This window comes from Cryptosporangium sp. NPDC048952 (genome assembly GCF_043197895.1).
Taxonomy (GTDB): Bacteria; Actinomycetota; Actinomycetes; order Mycobacteriales; family Cryptosporangiaceae; genus Cryptosporangium.
Genome location: NZ_JBICTY010000005.1, coordinates 626,905 through 643,830, shown reverse-complemented (window position 1 = coordinate 643,830; position 16,926 = coordinate 626,905). Strand labels below are relative to the sequence as shown.

The 16,926-nt window shown below is 70.7% G+C and carries 17 protein-coding genes; 10 read left to right on the top strand and 7 right to left on the bottom strand.

The window, feature by feature from the left end:
* Positions 1 to 6 precede the first annotated feature (6 nt).
* The 4 genes from ACGFY5_RS29815 to ACGFY5_RS29800 all read left to right on the top strand — a co-directional run bounded on the left by ACGFY5_RS29815 (position 7) and on the right by ACGFY5_RS29800 (position 3,118).
* Entirely contained in the window at positions 7 to 1,056 is a 1,050-nt protein-coding gene (locus ACGFY5_RS29815) for a type III polyketide synthase (protein ID WP_392724897.1), read from the top strand.
* Entirely contained in the window at positions 1,053 to 1,553 is a 501-nt protein-coding gene (locus ACGFY5_RS29810) for an isoprenylcysteine carboxyl methyltransferase family protein (RefSeq protein ID WP_392725066.1), read from the top strand. Before ACGFY5_RS29815 ends, ACGFY5_RS29810 begins: the two co-directional genes overlap by 4 nt.
* Positions 1,550 to 2,563, top strand: coding sequence for an NAD(P)/FAD-dependent oxidoreductase (locus ACGFY5_RS29805; protein WP_392724895.1), 1,014 nt, complete (start codon positions 1,550 to 1,552; stop codon positions 2,561 to 2,563). The genes ACGFY5_RS29810 and ACGFY5_RS29805 overlap by 4 nt, the downstream gene beginning before the upstream one ends.
* Positions 2,564 to 2,704: 141 nt before the next feature.
* Positions 2,705 to 3,118 carry an STAS domain-containing protein gene (locus ACGFY5_RS29800; protein ID WP_392724893.1) on the top strand — a complete coding sequence of 138 codons (414 nt, stop codon included), beginning with the start codon at positions 2,705 to 2,707 and terminating at the stop codon, positions 3,116 to 3,118.
* On the opposite strand, the gene ACGFY5_RS29795 is transcribed toward ACGFY5_RS29800, so the two are convergent.
* A complete protein-coding gene (locus tag ACGFY5_RS29795) occupies positions 3,104 to 4,639 on the bottom strand; it encodes an LLM class flavin-dependent oxidoreductase (RefSeq protein ID WP_392724892.1) in 1,536 nt (511 codons plus the stop codon). The two genes, ACGFY5_RS29800 and ACGFY5_RS29795, sit on opposite strands and share 15 nt — an antisense overlap.
* Positions 4,640 to 4,860: 221 nt before the next feature.
* On the opposite strand from ACGFY5_RS29795, the gene ACGFY5_RS29790 reads away from it, so the two are divergent.
* Positions 4,861 to 5,961, top strand: coding sequence for an SPFH domain-containing protein (locus ACGFY5_RS29790; protein WP_392724891.1), 1,101 nt, complete (start codon positions 4,861 to 4,863; stop codon positions 5,959 to 5,961).
* A complete protein-coding gene (locus tag ACGFY5_RS29785) occupies positions 5,958 to 7,139 on the top strand; it encodes a hypothetical protein (protein ID WP_392724890.1) in 1,182 nt (393 codons plus the stop codon). Before ACGFY5_RS29790 ends, ACGFY5_RS29785 begins: the two co-directional genes overlap by 4 nt.
* Here the strand turns inward: ACGFY5_RS29785 and ACGFY5_RS29780 are convergent.
* On the bottom strand, positions 7,136 to 7,999 hold the full coding sequence (locus ACGFY5_RS29780; protein WP_392725065.1) for an alpha/beta fold hydrolase: 864 nt from the start codon (positions 7,997 to 7,999) through the stop codon (positions 7,136 to 7,138). The two genes, ACGFY5_RS29785 and ACGFY5_RS29780, sit on opposite strands and share 4 nt — an antisense overlap.
* A gap of 591 nt (positions 8,000 to 8,590) precedes the next feature.
* On the opposite strand from ACGFY5_RS29780, the gene ACGFY5_RS29775 reads away from it, so the two are divergent.
* The 4 genes from ACGFY5_RS29775 to ACGFY5_RS29760 all read left to right on the top strand — a co-directional run bounded on the left by ACGFY5_RS29775 (position 8,591) and on the right by ACGFY5_RS29760 (position 12,545).
* Positions 8,591 to 9,256, top strand: coding sequence for a hypothetical protein (locus ACGFY5_RS29775; RefSeq protein ID WP_392724889.1), 666 nt, complete (start codon positions 8,591 to 8,593; stop codon positions 9,254 to 9,256).
* Positions 9,257 to 9,444: 188 nt separating this feature from the next.
* Positions 9,445 to 9,870 (top strand): Hsp20/alpha crystallin family protein, encoded by a 426-nt coding sequence (locus ACGFY5_RS29770; protein ID WP_392724888.1) that lies wholly within the window; start codon positions 9,445 to 9,447, stop codon positions 9,868 to 9,870.
* A gap of 427 nt (positions 9,871 to 10,297) precedes the next feature.
* Complete coding sequence (locus ACGFY5_RS29765; RefSeq protein ID WP_392724886.1) at positions 10,298 to 11,620, top strand: enolase C-terminal domain-like protein; 1,323 nt, start codon at positions 10,298 to 10,300, stop codon at positions 11,618 to 11,620.
* A gap of 4 nt (positions 11,621 to 11,624) precedes the next feature.
* On the top strand, positions 11,625 to 12,545 hold the full coding sequence (locus ACGFY5_RS29760) for a 2-hydroxyacid dehydrogenase (RefSeq protein ID WP_392724885.1): 921 nt from the start codon (positions 11,625 to 11,627) through the stop codon (positions 12,543 to 12,545).
* 18 nt (positions 12,546 to 12,563) lie between these two features.
* On the opposite strand, the gene ACGFY5_RS29755 is transcribed toward ACGFY5_RS29760, so the two are convergent.
* The 5 genes from ACGFY5_RS29755 to ACGFY5_RS29735 all read right to left on the bottom strand — a co-directional run bounded on the left by ACGFY5_RS29755 (position 12,564) and on the right by ACGFY5_RS29735 (position 16,714).
* Positions 12,564 to 13,115, bottom strand: coding sequence for a hypothetical protein (locus tag ACGFY5_RS29755; protein WP_392724883.1), 552 nt, complete (start codon positions 13,113 to 13,115; stop codon positions 12,564 to 12,566).
* Positions 13,116 to 13,205: 90 nt separating this feature from the next.
* The gene (locus ACGFY5_RS29750) at positions 13,206 to 13,832 is read right to left on the bottom strand and encodes a response regulator (RefSeq protein WP_392724882.1); all 627 of its coding nucleotides are present in this window, start codon (positions 13,830 to 13,832) and stop codon (positions 13,206 to 13,208) included.
* Positions 13,829 to 15,046 (bottom strand): sensor histidine kinase, encoded by a 1,218-nt coding sequence (locus tag ACGFY5_RS29745; protein WP_392724881.1) that lies wholly within the window; start codon positions 15,044 to 15,046, stop codon positions 13,829 to 13,831. The genes ACGFY5_RS29750 and ACGFY5_RS29745 overlap by 4 nt, the downstream gene beginning before the upstream one ends.
* 28 nt (positions 15,047 to 15,074) lie before the next feature.
* Positions 15,075 to 15,809, bottom strand: a complete 735-nt coding sequence (locus tag ACGFY5_RS29740) for an ABC transporter permease (RefSeq protein ID WP_392724880.1) — start codon at positions 15,807 to 15,809, stop codon at positions 15,075 to 15,077.
* Positions 15,806 to 16,714 (bottom strand): ABC transporter ATP-binding protein, encoded by a 909-nt coding sequence (locus ACGFY5_RS29735; protein WP_392724878.1) that lies wholly within the window; start codon positions 16,712 to 16,714, stop codon positions 15,806 to 15,808. Before ACGFY5_RS29735 ends, ACGFY5_RS29740 begins: the two co-directional genes overlap by 4 nt.
* Positions 16,715 to 16,926: the final 212 nt, after the last annotated feature.

Here is a 16,926-nt window from a genome sequence, read left to right as displayed (position 1 = left end):
CGAGTAATGACACAGCTCGCCGCGGTCCACGGCGTCCTGCCCGACTACCGATATCCGCAAGCCGAGCTGACCGAGGCGGTCGCGAAGGCGTGCGGGCTCGATGACAACCAACGCCGGTTCCTCGAGCGTGTCCACCAGTCCGCCGGCGTCGCGACCAGGCACCTCGCCCTCCCCCTCGACCAGTACCCGTTACCGGACTTCGGTGCCGCCAACGACGCGTTCCTCGCCGGGGCGATCGACCTCGGCGAACGCGCGATCCTGGCCGCGCTCGACGACGCCGGGCTCACAGTGGACGACGTCGACGCGCTGCTCGCGGTGACCTCCACCGGCCTCGCGATCCCGTCGCTCGACGCGCACCTCGTGGGGCGCCTCGGACTGCGCCCCGACGTCAAGCGCACGCCGATCGTCGGGCTCGGCTGTGCGGCCGGCGCGGTCGGCATCTCCCGACTGCACGACTACGTGCGCGCCTGGCCGGACCAGGTCGCCGTGCTGGTCAACGTCGAACTCTGCTCGCTGACCGTGCAGTACGACGACCGGTCAGCGACCAACCTCGTCGCCAGCGGTCTGTTCGGCGACGGTGCCGCAGCGGTGGTCGCCGTGGGCGAGAACCGGCGGACCAACGGCCCCACCGTGCTCGCCACCCGCAGCGCGCTCTACCCCGACACGTTGCGCACGATGGGCTTCGACATCGGCGCGAGCGGCCTGAAGGTCGTGCTCGGCACCGAGGTGCCGACGCTCGCCGAGAAGCACCTGCGGCTCGGCGTGGACGAGTTCCTCGCCGAGCACGAGCTGACCCGGAGCGACATCACGACGTGGGTCTGCCACCCCGGCGGGCCGAAGGTGCTCCAGGCGATCGAGTCCGGATTGGAGCTTCCGGAGGGCGCGCTCGGCGCCAGCTGGAACTCGCTCCGCCGGATCGGCAACGTGTCGTCGGTGTCGGTGCTGCACATCCTCCGGGACACTCTCGTCGATCGCCCACCGGAGCCCGGCACACCCGGCATGCTGATCGCGATGGGACCGGGATTCTCCGCGGAAATGGTGCTGCTGCGGTGGTGACTTTTTACGTCATTGTGGTGCTGCTGGTCGGTGCCGAACGCATCGCCGAGCTGGTCGTCGCCGTGCGCAACAAGCGCTGGGCACTGGAGCGCGGTGGGCAGGAGTACGGGGCGGGCCACTACCCGTTCATGGTGGTGCTGCACACCGCGCTGCTGGCCGGTTGCCTCGCCGAGGCGTTCCACCGGCCGTTCCTGCCGTGGTTGGGCTGGCCGATGCTGGTGCTCGTGGTGGCCGCGCAGGCGCTGCGCTGGTGGTGCATCCGCACGCTCGGGCACCAGTGGAACACCAAGATCATCGTGGTGCCGGGGATGCCACTGGTCACCGGTGGTCCGTACCGGTACTTCTCGCACCCGAACTACGTCGCGGTGGTGGTGGAGGGGTTCGCGCTGCCGCTCGTGCACACGGCGTGGCTCACCGCTCTGATCTTCACCGTGCTCAACGCGGGTCTGCTCACCGTGCGAATCCGCGCCGAGAACAGAGCCCTGGCCTCGGTGTGATCGATCTGCTGGTCGCGGGGGGTGGGCCAGCAGGGCTCGTCACCGCTTTGCTGGCCGCGCGGCGCGGGCTGAGCGTCACCGTGCTGGAGCCGCGGGCGTTCCCGATCGACAAGGCGTGCGGCGAGGGCCTCATGCCGAGCGCCGTCGCGCTCCTGTCGGAGCTCGGTGTCGAGGTTCCCGGCCTGCCCTTCCGCGGCATCCACTATGCCGACGCCACCCGCGGCGTCGACGCGCTCTTCCGCACCGGCGCAGGCCGCGGCGTGCGCCGGACCGCGCTGCACGAGAGCCTGACCGACGCGGTGGCGAAAGCGGATATCGAGGTCGTGCCCCGCGCCGCCGCCGACGTCACCCAGGACGCCCACGGCGTGGCCACCGCGGGGTTCCGGGCGCGGTACCTCGCCGCGGCCGACGGCCTGCACTCCCCGATCCGGCGCGCGCTCGGCCTCCAGCGCGAGGCACGCGGACCGGCCCGGCACGGACTCCGGCAGCACTATGCGATCGCCCCGTGGACGGACCTCGTCGAGGTGCACTGGACGCCCGGTGCCGAGGCTTACGTGACCCCGGTGGCGCCGGGGCTGGTGGGCGTAGCCGTCCTGACCACCGCACGGGGTCCGTACGCCGACCAGCTCGCCCGCTTCCCCGCCCTCGCGGCCAAGCTGCACACCCCCGCCGGCTCCGTCCGCGGCGCCGGCCCCCTCCGCCAGCGGGTCTCCGCCCGTGTCCACGGCCGCGTCCTGCTGGTCGGCGACGCAGCCGGGTACGTCGATGCGCTCACCGGCGAGGGCCTCGCGGTGGCCTGGGCCGGCGCCGCCGAGCTCGTCACCTGCGTCACCGCCGACCGGCCCGCGGCCTACGAACGACGCTGGCGCCGGGCGTCCCGGCGTTACCGCGTGCTCACCGGCGGCCTGCTCTGGGCCCGCAACCGCCCCGCGCTCTCCCGCGCGATCGTCCCTACCGCGACCCGCCTGCCGCGCGCGTTCGGAGCGCTCGTCGACCAGCTGGCGCGATGACCCACGGGCAGCAAGGCCTTGGGTCAAGAGGATATGATTTGGGTGGTTACGTCCCTAGCGGATCGCGAAAGGGTTAAAGACGCCGCATAGTGACGTCCTGGTAGTGCCCTCTACGCGCGTGTCCGATCTCAGGGAGACGTAGTGGTCGAGCACCAACAGTGCATCCTCCTGCCCGCCCCGCCCTCAACTGACGTCCTCGTGCCGCTGGCCTCGGCGGACGGCATCCTCGAGGTCACCCGCGTGGTGGACGAGGACAAGCGGTGGGGCCTCTTCCACCTCGCCGGCACGATCGATGAGGGCACCGCACCCCCGCTGCTGGAGCACCTCGTCGCGGCCGCCCGGATCGACGCCGTCGACCTGGTAATCGTCGACCTGTTGCAGGTGTCCTGGATCGGTGGACCCGGCGCGCGGTGTTTCGAGGCGGCGTCGCGGGCGGCCGGGCGTTCCGGCGCGCAGCTGGTGCTCTGCCGCCCGAACCAGTTCGTCCGGCGCGTCCTCGAGGCGACCGGGATGGCGGACCTGCTCACCGACGAGCAGTGGTCAGAGAATCTTTAGTCGCGAGAGCGGTTCGACCAGTTCGCGCTCCTCGTACGCCAGGTGCGAGAGCAGCGTGTCCGAGAGCAGGTCGACCTCGGCCCGTACCTGGTCGATGTCCTTCTCGTCGGTGACCAGGCCCACCAGCGCCCGGTCGACCCGCTCGAGCACCTCGTGGATCACCAGGTGCTCCTCGGCCAGCCGGTCGACGACCGGCACGAGCCCGGCGTCCGCCCGGCGCAGCCGCGGGAACAGCGCGGTGTCCTCGAGCGTGTGGTGCGTGGTGACCACCCGGCAGTAGGACTCGCAGTACGTGCCGAGCGTCCAGTTGTTCTGGCGCATCGTCATCGCGTTGATCGCCGAGCGCGCCGCACCCGGGGCGGTGAGGCCTTCGGCGACCTGTTCGATCAGGTCGCGGACCGTCGCCAGTTCCGAGCGCAGGTGGTCGTGCACGTCGATCAGGTGCTGGCCGGAGGCGCGCTCCGCCGCCGTGTAGGTGCGGTCCGGGTCGGGTGCCGGCCCGGTGGGGCGATCCGCTTCGTTCCACATCTGGACGTCGGACAAGCGCACGCCGTCGTCGCGGGTGGGCGTGATCCCCAGACCGGTGGGGGCCACGCGGTGGGCGGGGTTGCCCGCGGCGGGGGCGGTCGTGGCGCCCCGGGCGGTGGTGCGATCGGGGGGCGGCGACCCGGCCGCTCGGCGCGCGCGTTCGGCGTCGACTGACGCTGTGACGGCGGGAAGCACCTCGGCGGCGAACCGACGCACCACCTCGGGGTCGTCGCCCATCACGACGTACCCGCTCATGCCGTGTTCGAGCGTGAGCTCGACCAGCTGGTCGGCGGTGAAGTCCGGCGTGATGTTGTAGAGGCGCCGGACCGCCCGCGGATCGCGCCCCGCTTCCTCGGCCGCCGCGTCGATCACCGCGTTCATCTCCGGCAGCTTCTCCGGCCCGGCGTACGGGCTGCTGGGGAGCCACCCGTCCGCGGCCCGGCCGGTCAGCGCCAGCATCCGCTTCTTGTACGCGCCGAGCCAGATCCCGACGTCGTGGGCCGGCGCCGGCCCCGCGTGCGCACCGCGGATCGGGTAGTACTCGCCGTCGAGCTTGATCGACCCGCTGGGCGCCCAGACCGCGCGGATCACCCGGATCGCCTCCTCGAGCGCATCGACGCTCTGCGCCGGGGTGAGCCGGCGGCCGCCGTACGCGGCGATCGCGTCGGCGAACCCACCCGCGCCGAGCCCCAGTTCCACCCGGCCGCCGGTGAGCAGGTCGAGCGACGCGACACTCTTGGCCAGGACCGCCGGCGGCCGCAGCGGCAGGTTGAGGACGTTCGCGGTGACCCGCAGCGTCGTCGTGCGCGCGGCGATCACCGACAGCAGCGTCCACGTGTCGAGGAACCGGGCCTGGTAGGGGTGGTCTTGCACGGTGGCGAAGTCGAACCCGACCTGCTCGGTCAGTTGAGCCAGCGCGACGACGCGCTCGGGGTCCTCCGCGCTCGGCGTGAGGAACGTGCCGAACACCAACTCGTGCCCGTAGTCAGTCATGGAACTATTCTGCCACACAGAAGAGTTGCCAAGCAGAACACCAGGCGCCGTGTTCGTTGCGCGCCGCGCGCTGAAGCTGGCTCGCGAAGGCGCCGATGCCGAGCTGATGGATAGTTGACTCTCGCGGCTCCCAAATCGGGCTTTTCGGCCCCAGCGCTTATCGGTCTGTCGGCCCCGCCTGCTACACAGGGCTTGCGAAGCCGAAGGTGGGGAGAATTCCGATGGGCCTGATGGACAAGATCCGTGGCGAGTTCATCGACATCATCGAGTGGCTGGACGACAGCCGCGACACGATCGTCTGGCGGTTCCCGAGGTACCAGAACGAGATCAAGATGGGCGCGAAGCTCATCGTCCGCGAATCGCAGGTCGCGGTGTTCGTCAACGAGGGCCAGATCGCGGACGCGTTCGGCCCGGGCACGTACACGCTCGAGACCCAGAACCTGCCGATCCTGTCCACGATCAAGGGGTGGAAGTACGGGTTCAACTCGCCGTGGAAGGCTGAGGTGTACTTCGTCAACACCCGCGTCTTCACGGACATGAAGTGGGGCACCCAGAACCCGGTCACGGTTCGCGACCCGGAGTTCGGCGTCGTGCGCCTGCGTGCGTTCGGCTCGTACGCGGTCCGGGTCTCCGACCCGAAGAAGCTGCTCACCGAACTGGTCGGCACCGACCCGCAGTTCCGCACCGAAGAGGTGGCCGAGTACCTGCGTCAGCTGACGGTCAGCCACCTGGGCAGCGCGCTCGCGACCGCCCAGGTGCCGATGATCGACCTGGCCGCGCACCAGCAGCAGATCGGCCAGAAGCTCGCCGGGGTGCTGAGCGAAGAGCTCGCCGGCATCGGCATCACGATCCCGAAGTTCATCATCGAGAACATCTCGGTGCCGCCGGAGGTCGAGCAGGCGCTCGACAAGCGCACCCAGATGGGCGTGCTCGGCGACCTCGACCAGTACACGAAGTTCCAGACCGCGAACGCGATCGAGGACGCCGCGAACAACCCGGGCGGCGGCGCGGGTGAGGGCTTCGGTCTCGGCCTCGGAATGGCCGCCGGGCAGCGGATGGCGCAGTCACTGAACCCGCCCGCACAGGCCCCGGCCGCCGGCCCTCCTCCCCTTCCTGCCCAGGCACAGTGGTACCTCGGCGTCGGCGGCCAGCAGGCCGGTCCGTACGACGAGGCGGCGCTCGCGGCCCAGGTGCGGTCCGGTTCGCTCACCCGCAGCACGCTGGTGTGGAAGACCGGCATGGCGCAGTGGGTGCCGGCCGAGCAGGTGCCCGAGCTGGCCGCCGTGCTGGGCTCCGTTCCGCCGCCGCTCCCGCCGCAATGAGCGTCCCGAACGATGGCGCGCCGCACTCCGGCGTGCCCGACTCCGGCGCGCCCGCGGGCGGGGCGCCCGCGGCCGGGGGCAGCCCGCGCGTGTCGACGCAGCGGGTGTTCCCCTGCACGTCGTGCGGGGCGACGTTGGAGTTCGCGCCGGGTCGCGACTCGCTGCGCTGCCCGTACTGCGGCGCCGAGCAGCACATCCAGATCGCTGCGGACCGTGCCGTCCAGGAGCACTCCTGGGACGAGTTCGTACGGCTCCCGCGCAAGCCGATCGCGACGCTGGCCGCTCACGTATTCACGTGCCCGGGGTGCGGGGCGATCACCGAGTCCGACGCGATCTCCGACCGGTGCCAGTTCTGCGGTGCGCCAGTGGTGGCCACCGTGGACGGCGGCGACATGGTCGTGCCGGAGGCGGTGCTGCCGTTCACCGTCGACCGGCCCGGCGTGCGCGAGGCACTGCAGGCCTGGGTCACGAGCCGCTGGTTCGCGCCCAACGCGCTGAAGAAGGTCACCACCGCCGAAACGGTGCGCAGCACCTACCTGCCGCACTGGACGTACGACGCCAGCACGTCGTCGCACTACACCGGTGAGCGCGGCGAGTACTACTACGAGACCGAGACCTACACGGTCACCGACAGCGAAGGCCGGGAGCGCACCGAGACCCGCCAGGTCCGCAAGACCGCCTGGTGGCCCGCGAGCGGTCACGTCTCCCGCGATTTCGACGACGTCCTGGTGCGCGGCACCTCGAAGGTTCCGCCGGATCACCTCGATTCGCTGGAGCCGTGGCCGTTGCCGGAGGCCAAGCCGTACGAGCCCGACTATTTGGCCGGACACCAGACGCTGCGCTACGACGTCGAGCCCGAGGAGGGCATGGGCGTCGCTCAGAACCGGATGGCGTCGGTGATCGAGCAGGACTGCCGCCGGGACATCGGCGGCGACGAGCAGCGCGTGCACTCGGTGAACACCAGCTATTCACGCGTGATGTTCAAGCTGATGCTGCTGCCGGTGTGGGTGTGCATGTACCTGTACGCCGGGAAGTCGTACCAGGTGCTGATCAACGGCCGTACCGCCGAGGTCGCCGGTCAGCGCCCGTACAGCAAGCTGAAGATCGCCCTCGCCGTCATCGCCGCGCTGCTCGTCGTCACCGCAATTGTTCTGTTTTTCGTTCTTCGACGGAACTAGGGCCGCGCCCAGTGCCGCCGTAACGCCGCGGCGAGCTCGCGGGCGCGCTCATCGGGGAAGAACAGCTTGCCTCCCGGGATCTCGACGACCCGGGAGGCCCCCGCAATCGTGTCCCGCAGCCAGTAGGCCCACTTGCGCCGGAAGAAGATGTCACCGGTGCCCCAGACGATCTGGGTGGGCACGTACAGCCTGGCGAGGTCGGACTCGACCGCGAGCAGGTCGCGGGCCCGCAGGGACGTGAGGAACCGCTGGAACTGGCGCGCGGCGTCGAGCGTGCCGATCAGCGGCGCCAGGTTGGCGTGCACGATCTCCTCCGGTAACACCTCCACATCCTGGTAGCCCACGCCGTAGACCATCGACCGGGCGCGTGGCACGTCGCGCAGCAGCCGCGGCCCGGTACGGGCGAGCATTCCGGCCCGGGCCAGCAGCACCGTCGGCAGGAACGCCGTCGGTGGGACGTTGTCGTGCGCTTCGCAGTTCGTCAACGTGAGCGAGTTCAACCGCTCGGGATGGCGCACCGCGAAGATCTGGGCCACCGCGCCACCGGTGTCGTTCGCGACCAGGTCCACACGCTTCAGGCGCAGCGCGTCGCAGCAGTCCGCGACGAACTCGGCGAGCGCCGGCAGCGAGAAGTCCTGGTTGTCCTCGGCGGGTGTCCGCCCGTGCAGCGGCAGGTCGATCGCGATGCACCGACGGTCGCCGTCGAGCTCGGCGAACACGTTCCGCCACAGGTAACTGCTGGTGCCGACGCCGTGCAGGAACAGCGCGGGTGTGCCGACGCCTCCGCTGTCGACGTAGCTCGCCGGACCCGACCGGGTGTAAATCTCCTCCCGATGCTGGTCGAACTGGCTTTTGTGCATGGAGAACGTCTCCGTCATGCCGCGCCCCCTCAACTATGAGTAGTAACGGTCGAGACAGAGTGTTTTGTTACTCCACATACTGGGGTTCCGCTAGCGACTCCGTTACCTCTCCACCTTCATTCACGTCAGAGTGCTGTGATGACAGACCACGCCGTGGCCACCAAGCAGCTGGCGTCGCGGGCCCGTCGGCGGGTTGGGAGGCGGGACCGCGGCCGGACGCCGACCCGGCCGGTCAGCGGGCGGCCGTCGACGCGTTCTTCGGCGCGGCCCGGGCCGGGGACTTCGACGCGCTGGTGGCGGTGCTCGATCCGGCCGTCGAGCTGCGGGCGGACTTCGGCGGCGGGACTGCCGGCCCGACTGTCGTTCGCAGGGCCTCGTCGGTGGCCCGGCGGGCGCTGCCTGCCGCTCCTGTGACCGGTGGGGGCAGATTGAATCCAGTGTGGACGCATGAATCGAATTCGACGGGGTACGTCGTGTTTGCCATCGGCGACCGGCCGCGGCCGGCTCGTGCGGGCGGCTGGGGCCCGACACCCGGCCGCCCGCCTCCCTTTAGAGTGTCATCGAAATGATGACGTCATGAGGGGAACGGCTATGGCGGCTCAGCATGACGACGCGCTCCGGGCGTACTACTCGAGCACGGCGATACCCGAGTCCGCGGCGGCCGACCTGGTGCGCCTCGTCCACGGTGTACTGCCCCGGCCGGACGGCACCGCGACGGCGGACGCGGCGACACTCCTCTCCGCACTTCGGATGCTGCGTGCGCTGCGCGAGGAGCTGGCCGACTGGGAACCCCGGCTCATCGACGCCGCTCGCGCGTCGGGCGTCAGCTGGAACGACCTGGCGCCGGCTCTGGGCGTCGCGAGCCGGCAGGCCGCCGAGCGCCGGTACCTCCGGCTGCGCCCGGCGCGACCCGACGAGGCCGGGGACACCCGGGACCGGCGGGTGCAGAACGAGCGCGATCGGCGTGCCGAGAACCGCGCGGTCGCCGACTGGGCGCGGCAGCACGCGGCTGGGCTGCGGCAGCTCGCCGCCCGGGTGGCCGACCTGCGTGACCTGCCGGAGCCGGCCCAGCGCAGCGTCGAGGAGGTACGGCGGACGCTCGGCGACGACGACTCCGCCGCGCTGCTCGGCCCGCTGCTGATCGCGCGGGACGCCCTCGCCGACAGCCACCCGGAGCTGACTCGGGCGATCGGCGACGTCATCGACCGCACCGACGTCGTGCGCGGCGACACACGTCACAACCGGAAGGATCTGTAGTCCGGTGCCAAACGCCGTTTCCGTTCTCTGCTCCGGTGCGGACATCCCTCCGACAGCGGAGACGGGGTAACGGTCAGGGGTGCGACTCATTTCGTCATCTTCACGATGACATTTGACTTGTCATCGGTTCGATGACGAGCTATAACTGAGGTGCGCGTTGACGGACTACTAGTTCGAGGAGGGACGCCATGTTGATGCGCACTGACCCGTTCCGGCAGCTCGACCAGTTCTTCGGCGGCGCGACCGGAACCTGGTCCAAGCCCTCGGTGGTTCCGATGGACGCCTACCGCGTCGGCGACGAGTTCATCGTCGAGTTCGACCTTCCGGGCGTCTCCCCCGAGGCCGTCGAGCTGGACGTCGAGCGCAACGTGCTGACCGTTCGCGCCGAGCGTCGCCCACGCGGTGAACAGCCCGTGGAGATGGAGGTCCGGGAGCGTCCGCTGGGCGTGTTCACCCGCCAGCTGTTCCTCGGCGACACCCTGGATCCCGAGCGCATTCACGCGTCCTACGCCGACGGCGTGCTGACGCTGCGCATTCCGGTCCGCGAGCAGGCGAAACCGCGCAAGATCGCGATCGCGCACGCGGAGCGGGAACGTCGGCAGATCGACGCCTGACCCGGGGCCGTGGCCCCGCGTCCCGCTGACGCGAGCGTCGACCGGGCGGCGTTCGTCGAGCTGGTCATGTCCGATCCGGAGTGGGTTCGGGCCGAGTTCGACGAGCTGATGGACGCCGTCTGGGGGCCGCCGGCCGGGGATCCCGAGCCTATGCCGCCACGGCCGCAGGCTCGGAGGTTTCCCCGGGGCCGGTTCCGCCCGGGTCGCCGCCCGCGAGGCACCAACTCCCACCCACCTCGCTCCCCGCCCGACGCCTAGCGCCGATCGTCGTACTCATCACGCCGTGAGAGGAGACCGCAGATCGGGAGCCGGCGGTGCTGTGGAGGCGCCGCCGGCTTCCGAGCGGGTCCCGGGAGGTGCGGAACCGCACTCCGTCCCACTGACGGAACTGGCGTGGGACGCGGTGCTGTCGGTCTAGCGTGGAGCGATGAGCGGCGTTCCGGTTGTCGTCGGCATGGAAGTGGTTCCGGTTGCGGGGCAGGACAGCATGCTGCTGAACCTCAGCGGTGCGCACGCCCCGTACTTCACGCGGACGGTCGTCGTGCTGACCGACAGCGCCGGGAACACGGGGCTCGGCGAAGTGCCGGGCGGTGAGGCGATCCGCGCGACGCTGGTCGAGGCGACGCCACTCGTGGTCGGTGCGCCGCTCGGGCGTCACCACGCGGTGCTCGGCGCGGTGCGGCGCACGTTCGCCGACCGGGACTCCGGCGGCCGGGGTGCGCAGACGTTCGACCTGCGCACGACGGTGCACGTGCTCACCGCGATCGAGTCGGCGCTGCTCGACCTGCTGGGCCAGCATCTGGACGTGCCGGTCGCGGACCTGCTCGGTGAGGGGCGTCAGCGCGACTGGGTGCCGGTGCTCGGGTACCTGTTCTACGTCGGCGACGCCGCGAAGACCGGGCTGGGGTACCGGGCGTCCGACGAGCCCGGCTGGTTCGGCGCGCGCGACCGGCCGGTGCTCACGCCCGACGACGTCGTGGGGCTCGCCGAGGCCGCCCACGAGCGGTACGGCTTCACCGATTTCAAGCTCAAAGGCGGCGTCTTCGACGGCGACGAGGAAGCAGCGGCCGTCACCGCGTTGGCGCGCCGCTTCCCCGACGCGCGGATCACACTCGATCCGAACGGGGCTTGGTCGTTGGCGTCGGCGATCCGGCTGGGCCGCGGTTTACGCGATGTTCTGGCCTATGCCGAGGACCCGTGCGGCGCCGAGGGCGGGTACTCCGGCCGTGAGGTGCTCGCGGAGTTCCGGCGGGCCACCGGGTTGCCCGTGGCCACGAACATGATCGCCACCGACTGGCGTCAGCTCGCGCACGCCGTTGCGCTCGGCGCCGTCGACATTCCGCTCGCCGATCCGCACTTCTGGACGATGGCCGGGAGCGTACGGGTCGCGCAGCTGTGCGACGCCTGGGGGTTGACCTGGGGTTCGCACTCCAACAACCATTTCGACGTCTCACTGGCGATGTTCACGCACGTGGCGGCCGCCGCACCCGGTGCGATCACCGCCATCGACACGCACTGGATCTGGCAGGACGGGCAGCGGCTCACCCGGGAGCCGTTCGCGATCACGGGCGGCCGGATCGCGGTGCCGACAGCGCCGGGGCTCGGTGTGGAGCTCGATCGGGAGCGACTGGCCGCCGCGCACGAGCTGTATCTTTCACACGGTCTGGGCGGGCGGGACGACGCCGCGGCGATGCAGCACGTGATCCCCGGGTGGGCGTTCGATCCGAAACGACCGGCGATGACACGATGAGGCTGTGACTTCTGTTCTGCAAGTCGGGGCCTTGAACGCGGTTGTCGCCGAGACGCTGGCGCGGGAGTACGGGGCGGTCGTGCACGATCCGGAGCGGCTGGCGTCGTATGCGGAGTCGGTGCGGGTGGTGGTGACCGGCGGGCATGCTGGTGTCGGTACCGCGTTGCTCGACGCGTTGCCCGGGCTGCGCGCGATCGTGCACTTCGGGGCCGGGTACGACGGCACCGACGTGGAAACCGCACGGGCTCGCGGCATCGTCATGAGCAACACACCGGACGTGCTGAACGACTGCGTCGCCGACACCGCTGTCGGTCTGATGATCGACGTCCTGCGAGGGTTCAGCGCGAGCGACAGGTACGTGCGCGCGGGGCGGTGGGCCGCTGACGGACCCTATCCGCTGCAGCGGCGAGCGAGCGGGTCGCGGGTCGGCATCGTGGGGCTGGGCCGGATCGGTACCGCGATCGCCACCCGGTTGGAGGCGTTCGGGTGCCCGATCGCGTACCACAACCGGCACGAGGTGTCGGGATCCTCGTACCGGTACGAACCGTCGCTGGTGCGGCTGGCGGCCGACGTCGACGTGCTGATCGTGTCCACGGCCGGCGGCGAGGGGACTCGCGGGCTGGTCAGCCGGGAGGTGCTCGAGGCGCTCGGCCCGGACGGGGTGCTGGTCAACGTCGCGCGGGGCAGTGTCGTCGACCAGGAGGCGCTGGTTTCGCTGCTCTCGGCCGGGCGGCTCGGGGGTGCGGGGCTGGACGTGTTCGACGACGAGCCGCACGTGCCGGTGGAACTGCTCGATCGCGACGACGTGGTGCTGCTGCCGCACGTCGGCAGCGCGACGGTCGCGACCCGGGCGGCAATGGCCGACCTCACCCTCGCCAACCTCCGCTCCTTCGTCGACACCGGCACCCTGATCACCCCGATCTGACCCCACGCCGCCGGCCCGTCACCACGGGCCGGCGGCCACGAGCACGATCAACCCCACCGCGACCAACGCGTCGAACACCCCGCACCACTCGGCGAACGACCGCGCGATCACGGTCCCGCGCCGCCACAGCACGGCGTCCCAGGCCGCGTGACCGAGCAGGCCGAGCGCCGCCACCACCGCACCGACCGACGTCGGTACCTCCAGCGCGACCGCGAAAACCGTCAGCCCCAGCAGCCCCACCGGAACCTGCAACACGTGCATCCGCGACTGCCGCCGCACCAGCACGACCACGGCCCCCACCGCCGCGATCACGACCAGCACCGGAACCTCGGGCACCTCGAACGCCCGGAGCGCGACCACACCCCCGAACAGCACCACGACCATCGGCCAGGTCAGCGCCGGGCGGTCGAACGCGGCGATCACGACGTAGCCTGCCGCGGCCACCACCAGCGCCACGCCCACCCCGGGTTCCGCGGCACCGTCGGAGAGCGAGACCGCCGCGACCGCGATGGCGAGCAGCGTCGGCCAGCGGTGCAGCAGCGTCTTCGGAGACCCCAGGGCGAGCGTCATACCCGTCAGCGTGCTGCCTCGCGCACCCCCGGCAAGGGCAACCGACCGAAAAGGTCAGTTTTCGTGGGAATTCCGTCCGCTCCGCCGGACCTAGCTCAACAGGCCGGCGCGGTGGGCGGCGTCCACTGCGGACGCGCGGTCGCGCACGCCGAGCTTCTCGAACAGGTGCAGCAGGTGCGTCTTCACCGTCGTCTCGGAGATGAACAGCGTCTTGGCGGCCTCACGGTTGGTCGCACCCGCTGCCACCAACCGCAGCACCTCGAGTTCCCGCTTGCTCAGGCCGGGCGTCGCCGGGGCCGGTGACGCGGCCCGGGTCATCAACCGGCTGGCCACCGCCGGCGACAGCACGGCCTCACCGCGGTGGGCGCTGCGCACGGCACGGAGCAGTTCGTCGCCCGGAGCGTCTTTGAGCAGGTAACCGGTGGCGCCTGCGGCCACGGCGTCGAGCACGTCGGCGTCCTCGTCGAACGTCGTCAGCACCAGGACGCGAGCGGCGACGCCTCGGCGACGCAGCTCGCGGATGGCGTCGACCCCGCCGCCGCCCGGCATCCGCAGGTCCATCACGACGACGTCCGGCCGCACGGCGATCGCCTGCAGCACGGCCTGTTCCCCATCGGACGCCTCGCCGACGACCTCCATGTCCTCGACGCTGTCGAACATGCCGCGCAGGCCGTCGCGCACCACGGGGTGGTCGTCGGCGAGCAGGAGCCGGATCACGAGGCGACCACCGGCACCGTGGCCACCAGTGCCGTGCCGTCGCCGGGGGCGCTCTCCACGACCAGTGCCCCGTCCACCCGGGCCAGCCGCTCGCGCATGGCGGTGAGGCCCAGGCCGGTGCCGTCGGCGCGCATGCCCACCGTGTCCGGGTCGAACCCGACGCCGTCGTCCCGGACGTCCAGTGTCACGGCGTCCTCGAAATACGTCAGCGTCACCCCGATGCGGGTGGCCTTCGCGTGTTTGGTCACGTTGACCAGCGCTTCCTGCACCGTGCGCAGCAGAACGACCTCCTGGTCCGGCGGGAGCACCCGAACTGCCCCCGCTACGTCGACCTCCACCGGCAGACCGGCGCGCTCAGCGACGTCGGAAATGGCTTTGGGAAGTGTTGATCCTTCCAGCTGGCCGGGGCGTAACGCGCGGAGGGACCGGCGGGCTTCCGCGAGCCCTTCCCGGGCGAGCTCGTCGGCCAGTTTGAGGTGCGGGCGCGCGCCGTCCGCCAGTTCGCCGCCCCGGTCGGCGGCCTCGAGCTGCCGGATGATGCCGGTCAGCGCCTGCGCGAGCGTGTCGTGGATCTCGCCGGCCAGGCGGGCCCGCTCGTCCATGACGCCTGCCTCGCGGGCCTGGCTGACCAGCTGTGTCTGCAGGCCGCGGTTCTCGGCGAGGGTCTCTTCCAGGCGCTGGTTGGTGACCGTGAGCTCCTCGAGCATGCGTGCCCGCTCGATCTCCTGCTCGCGGGACTTGATGACCGCTCGACTCAGGTACCACACCAGGGCGAACGAGCCGGCACTCAGCACCAGCCACACGACGACCAGCACCGGCGTGGTGGGGTAGCCGCCGATGTAGCTGGCGGACGCGATCATCGCGACGACCGCGGTGGCCGGGTAGACCAGCCGGTCGGGAAGGTAGTTCGGCGCTTCGACGTACCCATACCAGGCGTACACGCCGTACCAGGGGTTGATCCCGACGAGCACCGCGGTGAGGGCGATCCGCACCACGAAATACAGGATCGGGACGTTGCGCACGCTCGGGTGGCACAACCAGCTCCACGCCGCGGTGAGGGCAGCGACACCGAACATGAGCGGCAGGTTGCTCCGGCCGCTCTCGGTGAGGTGCGTATCGGCGACGGCGATCGCGGTGGCAGCCGCGAGCAGCGCCAACGGCATCCAGCGGCGAAGACTGGGCTCGCTCACCGAATCCATTCCGAGCGCACTCACGGCTGCCTCCTCTGTGCGTTGTCGTCAATCATTCCCAGCGGAACGAACGGACCGCTAGTCCGATCAACACCACGGCGTACGCGGCGAGGACGAGCAGCGACTTCACGGCCGGGAAGTCACCGTCGATCGAGTCGGCCAGGGCCTGGCTCGCGGCGCCCAGCGGCGTGAGCTCGGAGATCGTGCGCAGCCAGCCGGGCATCGACTGCAGCGGGATCCACAGGCCGGCGAAGAACATCAGCGGAAAGAACAGGATCGTGGTGATCGCGCTGGCGACCTTCGACGACGGTGCGAGCGCGGCGACCAGCGCGGCCAGGCCGAGCATCGCGCCGGACGCCAGCAGGAACGTGACGATCCAGCCCGGAATGCTGCCGGGGAACCCGTCGTCGAACGTCACGGTGGCGACGACGAGCATGATGGCCACGGTGAGGAGGACGATCGTGAGGTTGATCCCGATCTGCGTGGCCAGCAGCCGCCATGGTCGCATCGGGGTGACCGAGAGGCGCTTGAGGATGCCGCGTTCGCGGTAGCTGCTGAGCACCGCCGGCAGGCTCATCGTCGTCAGCAAGGACAGCGCGATCAGCGCGATGACGCCGAGGTAGAGCTGGGCGTAGCTGAGTCCGTCGAGGGTGTCGGTGGGGCGGCTGGTGCCGGGCACCACGGCCAGGATCGTGAACGCGATGATCGGCAGCGCGGTGGTCCAGAGCAGCAGGATCGGTTCCCGCAGCATCAGGCGGGTCTCGGTCTTGATCAGGGTCGTGATCACGAGTTGCTCCCGGAGGTCAGCACGGCGTCGTCGAGGGTGGCTTGGTGGACACGCAGGTCGCGGGCCGTGAGGCCGTTGCGGGCGATGTGGGCGGTGACCGCGAGGATGACGTCGCCGGTGCCGGTGATGATGACGTTCTGCCCTTGCACCTGGACGGTGCGGACGTCGGCGAGGGCGCGGAAATCGTCCATGACGGTTTTCGGGTCCTCGTCGAGGCGGAACTTGATCTCCTGTCGGCCGTCGGTGCGCTCGTTGATCAGGCCGGCCGGGGTGTCGACGGTGACGATCCGCCCGTTCTCGAACAGTGCGAGGCGGTCGGCGAGGAACTCGGCCTCCTCCATGAAGTGCGTGACGAGGATGACCGTGACGCCGTCGTCGCGCAGACCCGAGATCAGGCCCCAGGTCTCGCGGCGGGCCTTCGGGTCCAGGCCCGTCGTCAGCTCGTCGAGCACCGCGACGCGGGGGCGTCCGACCAGCGCGAGCGCGATCGCCAGGCGCTGCTTCTGGCCGCCGGACAGCTTCGCGAACGGGCGGTTGCGGGCCTCGGTGAGGTGCAGGCGCTCGAGGAGCGCATTGCCGTCGGCCGGGTTGCGGTAGAAGGAGGAGAACAGCTCGATGGCCTCGGCGACACGCATCTTGTCCGGCAGCTGCGAGTCCTGCAGCTGCACGCCGACGAGGTGCGACAGCTTCTCGCCGTCGCGGTCGGGGTCGAGGCCGAGGACGCTGATCGATCCGGCGTCACGGTGACGCACGCCGGTGATCATCTCGACGGTGGTGGTCTTGCCGGCGCCGTTGTGGCCGAGGACGGCGAAGATCTCGCCCTCTTCGACGTCGAGGTCGATGCCGTCGACAACGGTTCGGCCGGAGTAGCTCTTACGGAGTCCGCGTGCGGTGATCGCCGGCACTGTCGGCCCCCTCTCTCGTGGGATGCCTCAAGCTTCGGGGGCACGCGGTTCGGGGGGCATGCGTCAGCTGGTCGTCGGCAGTTGGACCCCCCGGTCCCCCATCCGGAGGACCCCCCTTCCATCCGGAGGACGCCGTCTGCGCCCGGCACCCGTCTCCGGATGGCAGCGCGGGCGGTGGCGGCGCGGTCGGTGGCGGCGCGGTCGGTGGCGGC

Bases quoted from the DNA above. Each gene is read 5' to 3' on its own strand.
- ACGFY5_RS29790 (WP_392724891.1), top strand. From the start codon at position 4,861: ATGGGCCTGATGGACAAGATCCGTGGCGAGTTCATCGACATCATCGAG.
- ACGFY5_RS29755 (WP_392724883.1), bottom strand. From the start codon at position 13,115: ATGACGCTCGCCCTGGGGTCTCCGAAGACGCTGCTGCACCGCTGGCCG.
- ACGFY5_RS29775 (WP_392724889.1), top strand. From the start codon at position 8,591: ATGGCGGCTCAGCATGACGACGCGCTCCGGGCGTACTACTCGAGCACG.
- ACGFY5_RS29815 (WP_392724897.1), top strand. From the start codon at position 7: ATGACACAGCTCGCCGCGGTCCACGGCGTCCTGCCCGACTACCGATAT.
- ACGFY5_RS29795 (WP_392724892.1), bottom strand. From the start codon at position 4,639: ATGACTGACTACGGGCACGAGTTGGTGTTCGGCACGTTCCTCACGCCG.
- ACGFY5_RS29780 (WP_392725065.1), bottom strand. From the start codon at position 7,999: ATGCACAAAAGCCAGTTCGACCAGCATCGGGAGGAGATTTACACCCGG.
- ACGFY5_RS29785 (WP_392724890.1), top strand. From the start codon at position 5,958: ATGAGCGTCCCGAACGATGGCGCGCCGCACTCCGGCGTGCCCGACTCC.
- ACGFY5_RS29770 (WP_392724888.1), top strand. From the start codon at position 9,445: ATGTTGATGCGCACTGACCCGTTCCGGCAGCTCGACCAGTTCTTCGGC.
- ACGFY5_RS29765 (WP_392724886.1), top strand. From the start codon at position 10,298: ATGAGCGGCGTTCCGGTTGTCGTCGGCATGGAAGTGGTTCCGGTTGCG.